The organism is Cupriavidus sp. 8B (assembly GCF_054589115.1).
In genome coordinates, this window is record NZ_BAAILO010000530.1 from 134,137 (window position 1) to 150,542 (window position 16,406).

The following is a 16,406-nucleotide window of genomic DNA, read 5'->3' on the forward strand; positions in this document are numbered from 1 at the left end:
TTCGGCGCTGGAAGCAGCGGTTCGATCAGTGCCCATAACTCGTCGTCAATGATCGGCGCGCCCATCCCTTTGGTCCCAGTTGTTCAGGTGCTCAAAGCTGCCATTCAACGCTTAGATCAAGGGGCGTCCTTGCGCCGCGGGCACATCCTCTTCAGCCGATTGTTGGGCGACTGCTGGAATCGGGGCGCTAGGAACGAGCCCGTAGCTGGACATGACTGCCAACAACTTCTGGCGGTCTGGCGGCCCGCCGGCATCCACAACTCCCTGTACATCCAGAAAGTATTGTGCACCCAGGTCAGGGGTAAGGACGATTAGTGCCTTGGCAGTGGCTTGATGAGGGTTGCTGAACGCATGGACGGAGCCCTTGGGTGTATGCATCCACTCACCCGGTGCCAGATCCCTGACAACACCGTCAACGGAATAGCGGATGAGCCCCTCCAAGGCGTATATGCATTCTTCATTGTGGGTGTGACTATGTGGCGGCGGAACGTTTGCTCCCGGGGCGATTGTCAACTCGAAGACGCCCATGCCCTTCGTGGCGGATCCGTCTATGAGATAGCGCACTGTCAGGCCACCAATTGTGATCGGCTCAAGAGTGGATGCGTCTGTGGTCATCGTGAATACTCCGAACAGGAAAGGTCTCATCAGCGCAGGCGCAGGCGCAACAAATCTGAGATGCCTGGCTACCAGGCTTGGCACAGACGGCTGGCTCGATAGTGCAAACATACTGTCTGCAGCCCAACGCACAAGAATGTGCGGCCGCCCACGAAAAAAGCTGATTGAATGCGCAATGGCCGTTTGTGGGGGGCATAGAGTATCGCACTGAGTGATGCGAACGCATGAGCAGCAGTGGGCCGCCGCCAGTGATCGGCAGCTATGGGAAGGATTTTTGGGGGAGGGCGTAGCGCAGAAAATGAAAACGGCGCCAGAGGCGCCGTTGGAATGTTTCCACTTTCGTTGGAAACCTCACATCATGAAATGCGAAGAAATCCGCAAGTCATTGATATGAAAAAGAATTTTGGGCTGGCTGATGGGACACGAATCCTCGACGACAGGAATCGCAATCCTGGTCTCTCGTTGGATAGACGCCTTTGGCTAATGCCCTACAGATCAGTTGGGCTTTGGCGCAGTTGCAGGTCGAGATAGCGCTCGCGCTGCACGACGGGCTTGCAGTTGCTGCGCCCGGTTCGCATCGGCCTGGGCCACGTGTCCCGCCTCCTGACCCGCCAGATCCACGCGCGGTGCGCCTTCCACCAGGCAGGCCCAGTAGCGGGTGCCGCGGCACCAGGTCCGGATTGCATCGCGCAATGCTGGCTCCGTCAGGCCAAGTTCCTGCGCGTGCTGAACAAGGTCCTCGAAGATGCCGATCTTGAGCGGCACCTTGGGTGCCGGATTCTTCGGAAAGGTTTGCGGGAACCGTTTCTGCAACTTCACGATGGCTTGCAGCACCGGATCGATGGGCTTAACGGGTTTTGCTGGGCGGGCCGAAGCCTTCGGGGGCGCGCTACGCGTCTTGGCAGGTGCGGCCTTGGCTTGCTTTGCCAGTTGTTTCTTCAGTGCCGCCAGTTGTTCGAAGCCCATCATGCCCAGCCATTAAAAACGTCATGCAATTGTAGCAGTCGCTCGCAATTCGCCTCGCCGCCCACGCCGCGGCGGGACGTTGACCAAAGCAGGCATGCTGGCCGCCCGTCACCCTTCGCGCGTCCACCCGATCCGGTGGCGTTCCTGCGTGGCCTCATGCCGCGCATCGTCCTCCGTATGCAGATAAGCGCTGGTGGTAGAAATCGATGCATGCCCGAAATTGTCCCTCACGAAACGCAGGTCCACCTGCTGGTCGGTCATGTGCGACCCCGCGGTATGGCGCAGCCAGTGCGCCGACGCGCTGGCCAGCACCGCGGCCCGGCTTTCCCACTCCGGGCCGCGTGAGCGCAGGCGCGCGGCGGCCATCCCGAACACTTCCTTCAGCACCAGGTGCAGCGCGCCGCGTGACAAGGGTTTTTCCTTGCCGATGATCGGCAGCACGATGGGGCGCGCCTCGCCGGGGTGCGGGGCGGGTGGCAGGCCGTACGCCTCGCGATAGCGCGCCAGCTCCACGATCAGTTCATCCGTGGCCGGCACCAGCCGCGTCTTGTTGCCCTTGCCGGTCACCTCCAGCCACCAGCGCTCCACGCCGTCGCGGTCGCGCCGGCAGAAGAAGGCGCCCATGCGGGTTTCAGCCACTTCCGCCGCGCGCAGGCCGCCGAGATACAGCACCGTGAAGAGCCAGCGGCAGCGCGCCGCATGCAGGCGCTCGCGCTCGGTCGCACTGTCGCTCGTACCCGGCATCGCTTCGATGGCGTCCTTGACTGTCTGCCACATGGCGTGGCTGAGGTAGCGCGTGATGCGGGGCTTGGACTGGCCGCGCCGGCTGCGCGCTAGCGAGAGCGGATTGCCGGCGAGGTAGCCGGCGTCCACCAGCCAGGCGAACAGCGTATTGAGGATCACCATCGCGTGCCGCGCGCTGGCCGGGGAGAGCGGGCCGGCGAACGGCCGCCACTCGGGCGCGCCGCGCGCGAGCTTCTTGCGCGATGCCATCACCCAGCGCCAGGCCGGCTGGGGATCGGCCAGGAAACGCTCGTACAGCAGCAGGTCCTCATGGGTGAGCGAGGACAGCGGCTTGCCGTGCTGCAGGACGGCCCACAGCAGCAGCCGCTCCACCTCGCGCCGATAGGTCTGCAGCGTGGCCGGCGTGTCGGTATAGCGAGCCAGCCAGGCGGTGACGGCGGCCAGATCGTCGGCAGCCGAGATCTGTGGGGTGCCGCCGCGGGCCCGGTTGCTGCCGGCGGCGCCGGACAGCGCGGCGGGCAGGCGCAAGCGCTCGATCGGGGTGGCCGGCAGGGCAGTGAAGGCAGGGTGGGGGAGCGGGGTGGGTTCCATCGGTGCGGCGGGCGGCATGGCGTGAGGGTAGCCATAATTATAGACAGAATGGTACTTATGTCTAAAGATTTGCGTTTTGAATTAGATAAATGTCGTATTACGTAGTAATATTTACCGAAACTGACATGGTCCGCCACCCAAACATGACTGCCAGCCCTGAATCCACGTCTTCCGAGGCCGCCCTGCAGGCCACGCTCGCTGCCGACGTGGCCACCCTGCGTGCGCAGTTCCCCGAGACCCGCGCGCTCTACCGCGAGGTCTGCGCCTTGCTGTTCTTCCGCCACGGCATCACCCCCACCGCCAACAAGCTCTACGGCCTGGTGCGCAAGGGCAGCATGGGCACACCCACCGAGGTGCTCGCGCAGTTCTGGGCGGACCTGCGCGGCAAGATGCGCGTCACCATCGACCATCCCGAGTTGCCGGACGGGCTCAAGGCGATCGCCGCCAATGCCGTGCAATCGATCTGGCAGGCCGCCAACGAGGCGGCCACCGGCGAACTGGCCGCCTTGCGGGCTGAAGCGCGGCTGCACGCGAGCGAGGCGGAAGCGCAGCGCGACCAGGCGCGGGCCGCGGTGGTGGTGGCCGAGCAGGAGACAGCCGCTGTACAGGCCGGGCTCGACGCCGCCCAGCGCGCACGCGCGGCGCTGCAAGGCGAATTGGAGGCCGAGCGCCAGGCCCACGCCGCCGCGCGGGCGCGTCAGGAGGCGGGGCAGCGCCAGATCGAGGCGCTCGAGCGGCAATTGGGAGAGTTGCGTACCCAATTCTCGACGGAGCTGGAGCGCACCCGCGAGCAGGTCGCCGTCGCACAGGAGCGGGCCAGTGCCACCGAACGCCGCGCGCTGCGCGAGATCGACCAGGAACGCACGCTGCGCCAGAAGGGCGAGCAGGCGCTCGCGGACCTGCGCACCGAACTGGCGGCCGTGCAGGCGAGGGCGCAAGACGCCGCCGTGGCCGGCGCCGAGGAGCGGGCGCGGTTGCAGGCCGAGCGCGACACGCTCAGCCGGCAACTGGCGGAGGCAGAGCAGGCGCTCGAGCGAGGGCAGGCGGCACAAGACGGGCTGCGGGTGGAACTGGAGATGGCAGTACGGCGCGCCGAGCGGGCCGATGCGGAAGCCACCGCGACGCGCCGCCTGGTATCGCCTAGGCGCGGGGCGCCGGTAACGCGCACCAAGTTCAAGCCCGGGCCGACCTGAGGGGGCGCCGGAGGTGTCGGATGGAATTTATCCACCGCGCGACGGGACAAGCCTGTGGACAAGCCGCGCGGGGGCCGAGTGCCGACGGCATCGGCGGGTTTGACTAAAATTTAAGCAGTGAGGGCGGCCACGTCCTCCCGCCAGCACGGATTCCCACTGCAGCGATCACCTAGAACAATCCCGAATCCAACGCTGCCGCCAGACGGCACGATGCGGGATCCGGCGCCGCCCCAAATCTATTCACCTACACCATGTCGATTGAAATCGAGCGCGCGCAAGCGATTACCTGGATCCGCATCCAGATGGCCCAGCACGGCCTGAGCCTGGCCGACCTGCAGGCCGCCGGCTGCTTTGCCGAGCCGCCGCCGACTCCAACGCCAGGAGCGGTGCGCTACCGCAACGCGCACGGGCAGGGCTGGGACGGCCGCGGTGCCATGCCGGACTGGTTGCAGCGGGCAGTCAACGCCGGGCAGACCGTGGAACATTTCCGCGTCTAGCGGGCGAGTAGAGGACTACCCCTTCGATTTCCTTCACCCGCTCCATCTGGAGCCGCTCGGGAGCCGCTCGGTCGTGGCTGAGAAGTTTCACCGTGCAAGCCCGTTAGCTTGGTCCCCGGACCCATGTATGATTTCTTCCGCCTATGCTCAAACTTGCCGCAACCCTTCGTATCGAACTGCTCCATGTCAAGCCTCTGGTCTGGCGTCGCTTTGTTGTCCCGGCGGATATACAACTCCCCAAGCTCCACAAGGTGATCCATTCCGTGATGGGCTGGGAGGACACTCACCTGCATGAATTCGACATCAACGGCGAGCGGTTCGGCGTACAGGATAAGGACGTCTCGGATGAAGGCCTGCGGTCGGAGAAGGGCGTTCGGCTGAACCATGCGCTCGGCTCGGCCACCGAATTCGAGTACCGCTATGACTTTGGCGATGACTGGCAGCACCGCGTCATTGTCGAATCAGTCGGCTACCCTGACCTGGCGCTGGCTCTGCCGGTATGCCTGACTGGCGAATACGCTTGCCCTCCGGAAGACGTTGGTGGGCCACACGGCTATGCGGAATTCCTTGCAGCGCTCCGGGACAAGACACACGAACAGCACAATGACTTCCGGTCGTGGGTTGGCGGCGTATTCGACCCAGTTGGCTTTGATGTGAATGCGGTCAATGCGAGGCTGCGGGCGATTCGGTGACGCCTGCTGGCCCTTTGTGTCAGATGAGACCGCGCCGAAGAGGAAGCCACGGTCAAAGCAACCGCAGAACGCACATCATGACGAGCCTGGGTCTTGGGACAAATGGACGGAAAATTTTTGACGAGATCAAATCAACACCAAGGAGGGGGCATGGATAGCACTGATTGGTCGGAAGAACTGAAGGCACTAACGCGCGAGACGCTTACGGGCTTGCCGATTACGCTGGGGTCGGAGGTTGCACTCAAACACAGGGAAGGAGGCTTTGCTACGATTGGCATCACGGATCTCGTGCACCAAAATTACACGGTGACGGATCGCACTGACGGGCAAAAGAATAGCTACCCAAGTCTCGAAAGCTTGATCGAGGATGGGTGGGTGATCGACTGAGGCTCATTTAGCCAGCGAGCCCTTGGGCCGACCACGATCGCTGTTCGAGTTCTCCTCGCTATTCGCGCTGCGTGAGCACAGAGGCATCTCGAACAGGATCCCACTAGTCTGCGTCGAACGAGCTAACCCGAGACAGGCAGCGAGCGGATACTGATGAACCGATTCACTACATGTTCTCTTGGCCTACGACAGACAACAATCATCGACTAAACAACCCAACCATGTTCATCGATTCTGCGTGTTATCTAGAGCGAGTGAAGTCTGTTATCAATGACGGCAGCGAGGTCAAGGCTGCGATAGCGTTTCTGGGGGATGGTGCGGAAAGGCTGTTCAAGGACGCCGGCAAGTCCGTGCGTATCATCTGCAATCTGCTTTCCGGGGCGACCAATCCGAAGGCTGTGGAAGGCCTGCTAGCGTTGGGGAAAACCGAGGATGTCCAAATTCGCCATCTTCCAGACCTTCACGCCAAGGTGATCATCTCACGCGAGAAGGGCATCGTCGGGTCGGCAAACCTCTCCACCAACGGGCTCTGCCTCGAAGGCAACGAGAGTGCCAAATGGCGTGAGGCCGGCTATCTTGTCTCCGATGTCCAAGAGATTGAACGGATGCAAAGCTGGTTCGACCGGCTCTGGAGCGATGCGCGCGGGATTGAGGCACGCGATTTGAAAGTGGCAAATGACCTTTGGGAAAGGCGAAAGGCGATTGGGCGCGAGTCCCTTCGTAACATCTCTTTGCTTGCTCACCGTCCTGAGGAGTTGGAGGGCCGCGGTATCTATGTTGCGTTGTACAACAGGTCGCCGACGAAGGAGGCTGAGACGGCGTTTCAAGAGGAGCGAAACAGTATGGAGGTCTCTGGGTCTCCAGGCGATGCGAACTTCACCGACAAGGTCTCCTATTTTGAAGACTGGAGTGATCTGCCGCAGGACGCCCCGCTCCTGTCGCTCCGCTATTCGCGCCAGCACAAGCTAAAGAATGAGGGGGCATGGCGGCGCATTGCACGCCTCGACTTCGCCTACTTGCCGGGCGACCATGAAACGCAGATTCAGGTCGTGGTGCGGGAGCCGGACGTGCTTCGGGCGATCTACGGCAGCAAAGAAGCGAAGCAGTTAGCGACCTTGCTCCAGCCCGTACTTCCTAAGTTGCTGGCCGACGCAGACGAATGCGGATCGATCTGTATTCGACTCGACAAAGCCTTGGCGATCGCCCGAGCGGGTTAGAGGGATGGCCGGGGTGTGTCACGAACGCAGGCGAGAGCCTGCGGTGCTGTACTGAAGATGGGAGAAGGCCTCCCGAAGTCGGTTTTCAGGAGCAGACTTCAAACCGCCCGATGCTGCTGCGTCCAAAAGGCGTGGTGGTGAGCGATCGGGGAAAAGGCGTCCATTGAGGATGTCAGGTGAGTATTGAGAAGATGAGCGAAAGCGAACCGTCCGATGACGCATCGTCAACCCTCTAAAAGGGCTGTCAAAACTGGAGCTGCTCGGCCGCTCCGGGATCAGTCGGGGCGACACCTGGTTACGGACCCGATGGCAGCCGGTGTATAGGCGGCATGAGCTCAATACAGGCTTTGGTATGGAACGTGAGAACCTTGCTTTGGATGCTAAGGGAAATGACAAATGGCAGACACCATGAGGAAGAATACCGATGCCAAAGTGAGGGGCGGAGCTGCTCGTAGTAGTGTTGAAGCCTTTGTAATAAGGGCGGAGCGAAGGGGCAGCGTTATCCTGTTGACGAAGTTCACCAACCTGCACTGTGGGGATGAGTGACATGACATCAACAAAACCGTATGACATTGCGAAGCGCACGGTGTGGGAGGCGTACCAGTTGGTGAGGGCCAACCGTGGTGCTGCCGGCGTGGATGATGAAACCATCGCCATGTTCGAGCAGGACCTTTCGGGAAATCTGTACAAGTTGTGGAACCGGATGTCATCGGGGTCGTACTTCCCGCCACCGGTGAAGCAGGTTGAAATCCCGAAGGCCAAGGGCGGCACGAGAAAATTGGGGATACCTACTGTGTCTGATCGAATCGCTCAGACCGTGGTCAAGCTCATGATCGAGCCGGTACGCGCCGTACCTGTGTTCGCGCCTGCTGGACTCCGTTCGCCCGTTGGAGGCACCGCTTGACTGACACGGTCGCCGACCGGCCATTCCCCCTGACTTCCTTTGCGATGAACGCACCCGAATTCTTCTTCACCGAACTAGATGAAAGCCTGCGGCCCAAGGGCAGCCGCGACCCGCTCGGCTTTGAACTGGTATGGTCCCAGGTGGGACGGCGCCTGGTCGGCAACCTCACCACGGTGACGCGCCACCTGGACAACTTCATCCTGACGCTGCTCGGCTTCGCGCTTGCTGCGCAAGTCGATGCTGCCGAGGAGCGCGCGCCAGACAGCGCCTCGCCCGCGTTCTACGCACGCTTTGAGCGCTTCGAGCAACTGGCTGCGTGGTCGCGCTACTGGTCCGGGCGGGAGGGCGTGATCGGCACGCGCATGATGAGCGCGCGCGACCAGGAACGCGGGCGCGACGGCAAGGACGGCAGCGTGGTGGTCGGCCAGGGCGCGGCGGCGCGTATCCTGGGCGACCAGCGCCGCTCTGGCCTGTGGGGCCTGTATTCCAGCGCCCTCGTGGGGACCGGCCTGATGCGCGCAAGCCGCCTCTTGACTGACGACGGTAAGCGCCTGGTCGCGCCCTTCCTGGAGGCGTACCGCGGAGATGCCATGCGCGCCTTCGCGGCGACGCTGGAGGCGCCAGGCAAGACCATCCACATCCCGCCCGGCACGCTGCCATCGATCGCGCCCCTGCTCGACTGCCCTGGGCGCCGCCAGCTAGGCGATGCACTGCTTGGCGACGGCGCAGCCGAGCTGCAGAAAGCCCTGTGCGCCTTCGCGGGCCAAGGCGGCCTGCCAGAGAGTGGTGGTGTCCAAAAACTGGTGCTGCGGCTCGCGCAGCCCGATGCCGGCGTGCCGCAGCCGTTGCAGGCCTATGCGGCTAAAGTCATGCAGCTTGAGCGCGTGCTGGTTGCCGTGGCCGCGGCTTTCGGCTTCCTGATGGGCCAGCATAGCCAGCCCATGACTACCGTGGTCAAGGTATTCGAAAACAAGGGCTGGGCGGCTGACGGCGCCTTCGATGATCTCGACGTGCCGGACTTCCAGCCCCCATTTTCCGGGGCGTGGCTGCGTCGGGCGAAGGCGCTGCGCGCGATGGCCGGGTACCTTCGCGAGCGGCAGTTGGAGAACTTCGTCGAAGCGCTGCTCGAACTCCACGCCGGCGTGATGAAGGAGCGCGGAGGGCCTGCCTGGGTCGGCCGCAGCGAGCGGGGCTGCCTCCAGGTGATTATGGGCGCAGGCGCTCCGCTGCCCGCCGCCGGCACCCTGCGCGCGCACTGGGACAACGACTACTTTCTCGGCGCCTTCGTCGCGCTCTGGCGGCAGACCTACGCGGCGGCGCGGGAGGCAGCATGAAGCACTGGTCGACCTTGTCACGAGCGCTGCAAGAAACGATCGGGACCGCCCGCGTCACGCATGCGCTGTTCACTACCTTCGGCTTCGAACCGGAGTTCTTCGAAGCTCATCTGGTGCCGTTGCTACTTGGCTGCACCGATAACATGTCGCTGCATCCAGCGTTGCGGCGGCTACAGCTCAACGAGCAGATGTGCGCCACGCCGGCTGCGGAGCAACCCGGCATCGAAGTGTATTTCGACGCCAGCGCCAGCGAAGCAGGCGTGCCCTGGCTGCCCTATGCGCTGCACCCGGTCCGCCAGCAGGGCGCCTTCCACGGCAAGGTGGTGCTGTTACGGCTCGTTTATGAGGGGGACGGAGACGGCACTGCCCCGCGCACGGCGTGGGTGCTGGGCTCCGGCTCGGCCAACCTGACCTACGCGGGCTGGTGGGAAAACATTGAAGTCTGGCACTTCACGCAGCCGTTCGCCGCGGATGCGGTACCGTCCGACATCTTCGGCGATCTTGACCGGCTGTTGCGCTACCTGGCAGCCTTGCGTACCGATGCTGCGCATCCGGTAGTCGACGCTTGGCTGGCCGACGCGCCACGCGGCGTCGGTCCGGCGACGGGCAGCCCCTTTATGGCGCTGTTGCCCAGCGACGGACCTGATGCCAATGCCAATGCGAGCCCTGGCGGCCGCTTCCTCGATCGCTTCGCGGCACAGATGCGGCGCTTGGCGGCGCCGCCGTCCGCACAGGTGCTGGAAGTAGTGTCACCATATTTTCCGGACGACGACCTGCGGGACTTTGCTCGCCAGGTGCAGGAACGACTCCGACTGGAAGCGATCCGCGTCTGGCTGCCGGTTGACGTCTGGCAGGGCCGCACTGGCTTGCTCTCCGAGCCGCAGTACCGAGAACTGCAGCACGGCAACGACGCTGCTTGGTGCGCCTTTGTCCCGGGCGTGACGCTCTGCGAGGTCGCTACCCCGGCCGACATTGCCAACCGACGCCCGCGCCGCACGCATGCCAAAGTGCTGCGGCTGCCGAGCCTCCTGAATTTCATCGGCTCGGTCAATTTCAGCCGCGCGGCGTTCGACATGAACTTCGAGGCGGGATTCTTCTTTCCCGGCACACCCGGCAATTGGCTGGTGCCGGACGACACCGAGCCCGGCGCCTTCTTGCCGCCAGCCGACGCGCCGCCAGAAGCTATGGCTGCGGTTGCCGCCGCGCCGGCGTTCGACGCCACTTTTGACTGGACCATTGGTGAACTCGCAGTTTCGCTCGCGCCGCGCAGCGCCCAGAACTTCGGCGCCGTGCGGCTGGCTTGGCGCCCCGACCACGGCGGCCGGGACGACGTGCCCTTGCAAGCCGGCCGCGCCATCGCGCACGTATCGCTGACCGCGCACCTTGCCAGCTATCCGGCAATCGCCATCGTCTGGGAAATGCCTGCGGCGCCCGCCTTCGGCCCCCGCTGCGATGCCAACCGCGGCGTGGAGCGGGTCTGGGTGCACCAGCGCAACCTGCAGTACCGCCCGGTGCCGCCCGAGCTCAAGCTGGACGTCTGGGGCATGATCGACCTGTGGCGCAGCACCCGTGGCGCACGCATCGGCTCAGCAAGCGCCGGCTGGAGTCGCCTCGAAGAACTGTTGTCGCGGCAAGACGGCTTCAAGCCTGACGTACCGGAAGCGTCCGGCGAGCGGGAAGACCTGTTCGCCACCATGACGCGCATCCATGGCGCTTTCCAGGGCCTGCGCCGCAAGCTATTGCCAGGCACTGAGCCCGAAGCGAATGCCGCCGCCCTGGCTAGCCGGGTGCACTATTACCTGCGCACGGACCGCACGGACTCGCTGCCGACACTGCTCGAGCGCCTCGCCGGCGAAGAGGATGCCGAGGCGCTCGACGAGGTAGAGCGCTGGGTGATCCTGCATTGGATCAAGCAAATCGCGGCGGACCACAAGGGTGTGGGCGACTGCGTAGATAAACGGGCGCAAGCGCTGATCGCAATACTGACCGCCGGCCCGCTGGCGGCCCTCGGCGCCGACCGGCTCGACTGGCTGGCGCGGGCATTCCTTGACGACCTTGGCGCGGATGCCGACGACCCCACCCGGGATCTGCCGGCCCGACAGATCGCAACCGCGCTTAAGGAGCAGGCATGAACGACGCCGTATTGCCGACCGCATCGAAATTCTTGCACGACCAGCGAGGCTGGACGCTGGCCGAGGTGGAGCAATGGCTTGACTTGTCCGGCGGCGACACAGACTTGGCCGAGGTCGGCTCCGCTCAACTCACCGCCACCCTGGCGCTTCACGCCATCCTGCTCGAGCACGGCACAGCCTACCTCGCCGACGAGGTTGGTATGGGCAAGACCTACGTCGCGCTGGCGATCGTCGCCCTGCTGCGCCGACGTCATACGGGCCTGCGCGTGCTTTACCTGACGCCATCGCGCAATGTGCGCATCAAGTGGGCGCGGCGCGAGTGCCGGGCCTTCAACCGCCTGCTCGAACGCAAGGATGGCGGCGCCGGAGTGATCCTGCACCCCTACGAGTATGACACCATCAAGGATTGGGTCCATGGCCAGGCTCGCGACCAGGCCGCCAGCGGAGCATGCGATGCCTTCCTGTCGTTCTCGGCGTTCAGCTTCCAACTCGACGACGACCCTGCGGCTTGGGGTCACGCGCTGCAAGGCCTGCTGACGCCGACCGAGTACGGCGGAAAGTGCAAGGACGAGGTCAAGGACACGGCAGCGCGCAAAGTGTATGAATTGCTGCGCGGCTATGACCTGCTAGTGTTCGACGAGGCCCACCTGCTGCGCTCGGCCGGCTCCGACCGGGCGCACTTTATCCGCACGGCTCTGCGCGGGGAGGACGGTGTCTCGCCCAAGTTCCGCGCTTCCTTGCTGCTATCGGCCACGCCCTTCGACCGCGACCTGGAACAACTGCGACGCCAACTTCAGGTAACCAGGCCAGCCGGCGGCGTGCTTCCCGAAATCGTTGCCGCGCTCAAGGCGGCCGCCGGTATGCGCGACTGGGACGCCGTGCACCGCGGGCTGGCCGCTTTTCTCGTGCGGCGCTCGCATTTTCTCTTGTGCGGCGATGGAAGCAAGCGTTCGCGCAACCAGTACCGCAGCGAGCAACGCGCCGCGGCCGCTATCAACCTGCGCGATCCGCGCGCCGGGGATCCCGAGACGCAACCGCGCCATGCGCGCTTGCTACAGCGGCTCTACACTGCAGTAGTGCAGAAGAAGCTGGTGGAATCCAGCGAGGCGTCAGCCTTCCCCATGGCCATGTTCGCAGCATGGGAAGCATATGCCATCCGCGCACCAAAGCGCCGTGGCGCTGGCGGCGAAGTCGCCGCCGAAGCCCTGGACGTCAATGGTGACGGCCAGAAGGCGCCGGCGGAATCCGCGCTCGACACCAACCTGCTGGCGCACTTGGCGGACTCCTACCGCAAGCGCTTCGACGATGAGGAGCCGCCCCACCCTAAGCTCGAAGCGGAATCCGTGCGCCTGGCGCGGGCCGCCTTCGCCGGCGCGGAAAAGCAACTCGTGTTCGTGCGCCGCATCCGCAGCATCGACGACCTGAAATCGCGGCTCGACCACGGCTACGATAAATGGCTGGCCGCGCTATTGGAGCGCGGCACCAACGTCGCCGCGGACACTTGGCTCGCGCTGTTGCCGAAGCAGTCGCGCGGCGCGCCGCCGCTGGCGCAGGAAGCCACCGCACGGGCCGCGGACGACGACGATCCCGCGCCGCCGCCCACGCTGGAGAATCTCTTTTGCTGGTTTTTCCGCGGCACCTCAGACGACACCGTGCAGACGCTATGCGCCTCACTGCGACGGCCCACGCCATTCGCGCTGCGCCGCGCGCTGACCGCTCGCAAGGACTGGCTGTCCGTGATCGGCGAAGTCGACTGGCGCCATCTGCTGCGCGGACTGGTCGGCGACATCTTGCCGCACGAGCACGATGCGCTCGCAGCCTATGCCACGTGCGCCAACACTGCCGCTAACCCGACTCGCTTCGACTTGTTCCGCTGTGTGCAGATCGCCTGGCTGCGCTTGCGGCTGGAGTCGCTGGAGCGCGGCGCACCAGACTCGCCGCTGGCGAGATCTTGCGCAGACCTGCTGCATTATCTGAGCGACGCCCTGGTCACGCGCCAGGCAGGCAAAGCAGGAAAGGCGCGCGACGCCGTCGGCCACCGCATTGACGCGCGCGCCGCGCGGGAAGCACTGGAAGCGGCGACGCTGTCGCGCGAACTAGACAAGCGCGGCCTGCTTGCCGGGCTGTGGCCGCTATGGCCCCGCCTGCGGGCCAGGTTTGCAGCGGGCGAGCTGTGCGGCGAACTGCTAGACGAGTTCGCGCTGTTCCGCGAAGTGTTCTTCGCCCTTGTGCGGCTGGATCACCCCTTTGTCGACCTGTGGATGTGCAGCGGCACGCCGGACAGTGATGCCGGCGTGCCGGCCAGGCATAGCGCCAGGGAAGGCGCCGACGGCGCGGCGCACCTGACGGCGCGCTTCTGCGAAAGGCTATCCATGCAGAGCGGGGACAGGGCCACCCCGCTTTCCAGCTACCACGTGCTGGCGCAACTGGCAGAAGGCTGGAAGTATGTGCTGAAGACCAATTTCTCCGACCTCGGCGCCAGGCGCGCCGATTGGCGCCGCCTCATCGCGGCGCGGATCACGCCGCGCGCGCCGGTCGAGTGGGCCAGCGGGATGAATGCCAATTCTCGCGCGGACATCGCTTGGCGCTTCCGCATGCCGGGCTACCCCATGGTGCTGGTGTCTACCAGCGTGTTCCAGGAAGGCGAGGACCTGCACACCTTCTGCCGGCAAGTCACGCACTTCGGAATCTCCGGCAGCCCGATCGGCATTGAGCAGAAGAACGGGCGCGTGGATCGCGTCGGCTCAATAGCCCAACGACGCCTCACGCGCGCCCAGGAAGCAGAGCCTGATTTGATCGAGCGCAACGGCATCGGGGTGCGCTTCCCGCACGTCGCGGAGAGCATCGAGTGGTTCCAGATCCGCGATCTCTCGCACCGGATCAATGACTACCAGCGCTCCTTGCACCGCGTAGGCACAGTGGCGCAGCCGCGCTCCGCTTCAATGCAGGAGGCGTTGTACAGCGACGACCGCATCCCGGAGCAGATCGTCGAGACGCTTGAATCGCCATTCGAGCCGCGCTTGCCAGCAACACCCTTGGGGAGCCGGGCCATCAGCCCGGTGGACTCGGTACAAGATGTATAACCGAGCCGCATCTGGCACTGCAGCAGCCGGTTGGTGGCTCCCTTCCGGCAGTGTTCGTTGAGCATTTTAAGAAAGATGGAATGAACGCGCCCCAGTTGCTCAACCAGCTCAGAAACGCGCTTGCGGTGATCCCCAGCATGGTCCGAATGCTCAAGAGGAGTTTCACTTCCGTCGGCGTCAGAGCGCCGACTTCGCCTGCCGTTGCTGGCTTGTTTTTGGACTTGCCTGATTCAGGTATGCCAAAGCGAAGCCACTGCACCGGTACACCCAGCCAGGCAGCCAGCGTCCGGGCTGAATCAAGACTACGGGAAGGGAAGTCCATGTTCATTCGATGACCCCATATAGGACGTCGCGTATCTTTCATCCGGCATCCCTTGACAGTATCGTTCACATTATTTGCTATTGCGGTGAGCGACTGCTTTGGCGTCCCAGAAACCCTAAGCCGCCTGGTTTCTGGGGTCTCACGTGGCGGCTTCTGAATTCGTCTCGTAGACTCGTGGGCTGGCGGGGCTGGCGGCCAGCACTGTTGACAACCGCCCTCTCCGTGCATGATCCCGATGAGTCAGCGCTTCCCCCCCGTTTGGCTCCGTTTCGCAAGGCGACCGATACCAATTATCCTAGACATGGCCTCCGAGGAATTCCTTGCAATCGACGGCGTAGCGACGATCTATCGAAAGGAACTCGCCACCAGGTGGGCGAGCGCCGCGTCGCCCTCCGGCATTCACGCGTTCTCGCCCTATCTCACGTCCGGCACGGCCGATGAGGTTTTCAGCGGGGGGGCGGCATTCGTCTACACCCTGTTCACTCCTGAGGTATTTGCGAGCGGCGCTTCGTCGCTGCCCACGCTTCGGGCCCTTGTCGAAGCCGGCCACGCCGTGTTCGAGGTCGCCGACTTGCACGCCAAAGTTATGCTGGGACAGAAGGGCTTTGTCAGCATCGGCAGCCAGAACATCACGAACGCCGGTACCCGGAACCGCGAATTGACCGCAGTCTTCATGAACGGGGACGTCTCTAACGCCGTTCTCGAGCTGGTGGACCCCTGGATGCGTGCGGCCACGCTCATTACCGCCGAGCGGATTGATGAGATGGAGGCTGAGGTCGAGCCCCTGAAGGCCCTGTTCGGGGAAGCCCAGCGGCTTGCGGAGGCCGCCGCTGCCCGCCTTGCCGCGCGCAAGGCCGAACGCGAAGCGGCCGCAGCGAAGGCAGCCGAAGAGGCAAGGCGCCGGCGGTCAGAGCCGACGGACGCGGAACTATTGGAACTGCTCGCGGCGGCGGTGCGCACGCAGCGCGAAGCAGCAACAGAGGTGGTATGTACGATCGGGCACGAATGGTCAGACCAACTCCGCGATTTCTTCTACACTCTCAAGGCTCCGACTGACCGGACGCTGACCAAATGGGTCGCGGGCGGCGGTGTGGAACAACTCGCAGACAAACAACGCTACCTTTGCCTACGCGAGGATACAGGCGCACTCGGTTGGGTGCGCCTGAACACAGGCCGCATCACCTTCGTGAGTCGGGTCAATGCAGAGAGTGATTCGGTAACCTGGGGCGACTACCCTTTTGACCTCGAGCTATGTGGCACGTGGCTGAGTGAAAAGAAGCGCCGCGAAAACCTTCAAGTGATCATCAGCCTTCGAGACAACTACATCCCTGAGGCGACCGTAAGAGCGTTTTTCGACGGCCAGTCCATCAGGATCCTACGCATTGCGCGGTCCAGGGAGCGCGATTCGACCCGCGCAATAGGCGATTTTCTTGTCGACTGGATTGAGAAGAACCCGGAGCAGTTCGCGAAGGATGTCGTTGAGCGGATGACCACCCCGTATCTGCCTATGGGCGGCAACAAGCTTTCTGGACGCAACGCACGCTTGTTCTTCGGCCACAGCCACGAAGAGTTCGAGCTCCGGCTGATTCACGCCGAAGGCAATCCCTTGATTCTCGCCAAGAGATACGTCGGTCCCTGGTACACGCGGTAGCGCTCCAAAAGAAAAAAAGCGCCCGCCCCTCCAAAGGGCGGGTCGGGCGTATGGGGGATCGCGGTAGGGGGGGGGGGG

13 protein-coding genes are annotated in these 16,406 nt (G+C 64.0%); 10 read left to right on the forward strand and 3 right to left on the reverse strand.

The genetic code is table 11. From position 1 onward, the window contains the following. Window positions 1–111: 111 nt before the first annotated feature. The 3 genes from ACYP5B_RS47155 to ACYP5B_RS47165 all read right to left on the reverse strand — a co-directional run bounded on the left by ACYP5B_RS47155 (window position 112) and on the right by ACYP5B_RS47165 (window position 2,916). Window positions 112–615, reverse strand: coding sequence for a cupin domain-containing protein (locus ACYP5B_RS47155; RefSeq protein WP_459574213.1), 504 nt, complete (start codon window positions 613–615; stop codon window positions 112–114). Between the two features lie 495 nt (window positions 616–1,110). After that, window positions 1,111–1,584, reverse strand: coding sequence for a ProQ/FinO family protein (locus ACYP5B_RS47160; RefSeq protein WP_459574214.1), 474 nt, complete (start codon window positions 1,582–1,584; stop codon window positions 1,111–1,113). 105 nt (window positions 1,585–1,689) lie between these two features. After that, window positions 1,690–2,916 (reverse strand): tyrosine-type recombinase/integrase, encoded by a 1,227-nt coding sequence (locus tag ACYP5B_RS47165; RefSeq protein ID WP_459574216.1) that lies wholly within the window; start codon window positions 2,914–2,916, stop codon window positions 1,690–1,692. 125 nt (window positions 2,917–3,041) lie between these two features. Here ACYP5B_RS47165 and ACYP5B_RS47170 point away from each other — a divergent pair, with 125 nt between their 5' ends. From ACYP5B_RS47170 to ACYP5B_RS47215, 10 genes are all read left to right on the forward strand, one after another. Next, window positions 3,042–4,109, forward strand: coding sequence for a DNA-binding protein (locus tag ACYP5B_RS47170; RefSeq protein ID WP_459574218.1), 1,068 nt, complete (start codon window positions 3,042–3,044; stop codon window positions 4,107–4,109). Between the two features lie 251 nt (window positions 4,110–4,360). Beyond that, the gene (locus ACYP5B_RS47175) at window positions 4,361–4,606 is read left to right on the forward strand and encodes an H-NS histone family protein (protein WP_045237936.1); all 246 of its coding nucleotides are present in this window, start codon (window positions 4,361–4,363) and stop codon (window positions 4,604–4,606) included. A gap of 143 nt (window positions 4,607–4,749) precedes the next feature. Then, the gene (locus ACYP5B_RS47180) at window positions 4,750–5,298 is read left to right on the forward strand and encodes a plasmid pRiA4b ORF-3 family protein (RefSeq protein WP_459574220.1); all 549 of its coding nucleotides are present in this window, start codon (window positions 4,750–4,752) and stop codon (window positions 5,296–5,298) included. Window positions 5,299–5,448: 150 nt separating this feature from the next. Next, complete coding sequence (locus tag ACYP5B_RS47185; protein WP_459574222.1) at window positions 5,449–5,685, forward strand: hypothetical protein; 237 nt, start codon at window positions 5,449–5,451, stop codon at window positions 5,683–5,685. A 221-nt stretch (window positions 5,686–5,906) separates the two neighbouring features. Further along, complete coding sequence (locus ACYP5B_RS47190; protein WP_459574223.1) at window positions 5,907–6,902, forward strand: phospholipase D family protein; 996 nt, start codon at window positions 5,907–5,909, stop codon at window positions 6,900–6,902. A gap of 547 nt (window positions 6,903–7,449) precedes the next feature. Beyond that, entirely contained in the window at window positions 7,450–7,806 is a 357-nt protein-coding gene (locus tag ACYP5B_RS47195) for a hypothetical protein (protein ID WP_459574225.1), read from the forward strand. Beyond that, the gene (locus ACYP5B_RS47200) at window positions 7,803–9,140 is read left to right on the forward strand and encodes a hypothetical protein (RefSeq protein WP_459574226.1); all 1,338 of its coding nucleotides are present in this window, start codon (window positions 7,803–7,805) and stop codon (window positions 9,138–9,140) included. The genes ACYP5B_RS47195 and ACYP5B_RS47200 overlap by 4 nt, the downstream gene beginning before the upstream one ends. Further along, window positions 9,137–11,272 (forward strand): hypothetical protein, encoded by a 2,136-nt coding sequence (locus tag ACYP5B_RS47205; protein ID WP_459574228.1) that lies wholly within the window; start codon window positions 9,137–9,139, stop codon window positions 11,270–11,272. The genes ACYP5B_RS47200 and ACYP5B_RS47205 overlap by 4 nt, the downstream gene beginning before the upstream one ends. Then, window positions 11,269–14,355 (forward strand): DEAD/DEAH box helicase family protein, encoded by a 3,087-nt coding sequence (locus ACYP5B_RS47210; protein ID WP_459574230.1) that lies wholly within the window; start codon window positions 11,269–11,271, stop codon window positions 14,353–14,355. Before ACYP5B_RS47205 ends, ACYP5B_RS47210 begins: the two co-directional genes overlap by 4 nt. Window positions 14,356–14,978: 623 nt before the next feature. Further along, window positions 14,979–16,328 (forward strand): phospholipase D-like domain-containing protein, encoded by a 1,350-nt coding sequence (locus tag ACYP5B_RS47215; protein ID WP_459574232.1) that lies wholly within the window; start codon window positions 14,979–14,981, stop codon window positions 16,326–16,328. The last annotated feature ends 78 nt before the right edge of the window (window positions 16,329–16,406 follow it).

Excerpts from the sequence above, each read along its gene's own strand:
- ACYP5B_RS47155 (WP_459574213.1), bottom strand. The coding sequence starts at position 615 with ATGACCACAGACGCATCCACTCTTGAGCCGATCACAATTGGTGGCCTG.
- ACYP5B_RS47160 (WP_459574214.1), bottom strand. The coding sequence starts at position 1,584 with ATGATGGGCTTCGAACAACTGGCGGCACTGAAGAAACAACTGGCAAAG.
- ACYP5B_RS47165 (WP_459574216.1), bottom strand. The coding sequence starts at position 2,916 with ATGGAACCCACCCCGCTCCCCCACCCTGCCTTCACTGCCCTGCCGGCC.
- ACYP5B_RS47170 (WP_459574218.1), top strand. The coding sequence starts at position 3,042 with ATGGTCCGCCACCCAAACATGACTGCCAGCCCTGAATCCACGTCTTCC.
- ACYP5B_RS47175 (WP_045237936.1), top strand. The coding sequence starts at position 4,361 with ATGTCGATTGAAATCGAGCGCGCGCAAGCGATTACCTGGATCCGCATC.
- ACYP5B_RS47180 (WP_459574220.1), top strand. The coding sequence starts at position 4,750 with ATGCTCAAACTTGCCGCAACCCTTCGTATCGAACTGCTCCATGTCAAG.
- ACYP5B_RS47185 (WP_459574222.1), top strand. The coding sequence starts at position 5,449 with ATGGATAGCACTGATTGGTCGGAAGAACTGAAGGCACTAACGCGCGAG.
- ACYP5B_RS47190 (WP_459574223.1), top strand. The coding sequence starts at position 5,907 with ATGTTCATCGATTCTGCGTGTTATCTAGAGCGAGTGAAGTCTGTTATC.
- ACYP5B_RS47195 (WP_459574225.1), top strand. The coding sequence starts at position 7,450 with ATGACATCAACAAAACCGTATGACATTGCGAAGCGCACGGTGTGGGAG.
- ACYP5B_RS47205 (WP_459574228.1), top strand. The coding sequence starts at position 9,137 with ATGAAGCACTGGTCGACCTTGTCACGAGCGCTGCAAGAAACGATCGGG.
- ACYP5B_RS47210 (WP_459574230.1), top strand. The coding sequence starts at position 11,269 with ATGAACGACGCCGTATTGCCGACCGCATCGAAATTCTTGCACGACCAG.
- ACYP5B_RS47215 (WP_459574232.1), top strand. The coding sequence starts at position 14,979 with ATGGCCTCCGAGGAATTCCTTGCAATCGACGGCGTAGCGACGATCTAT.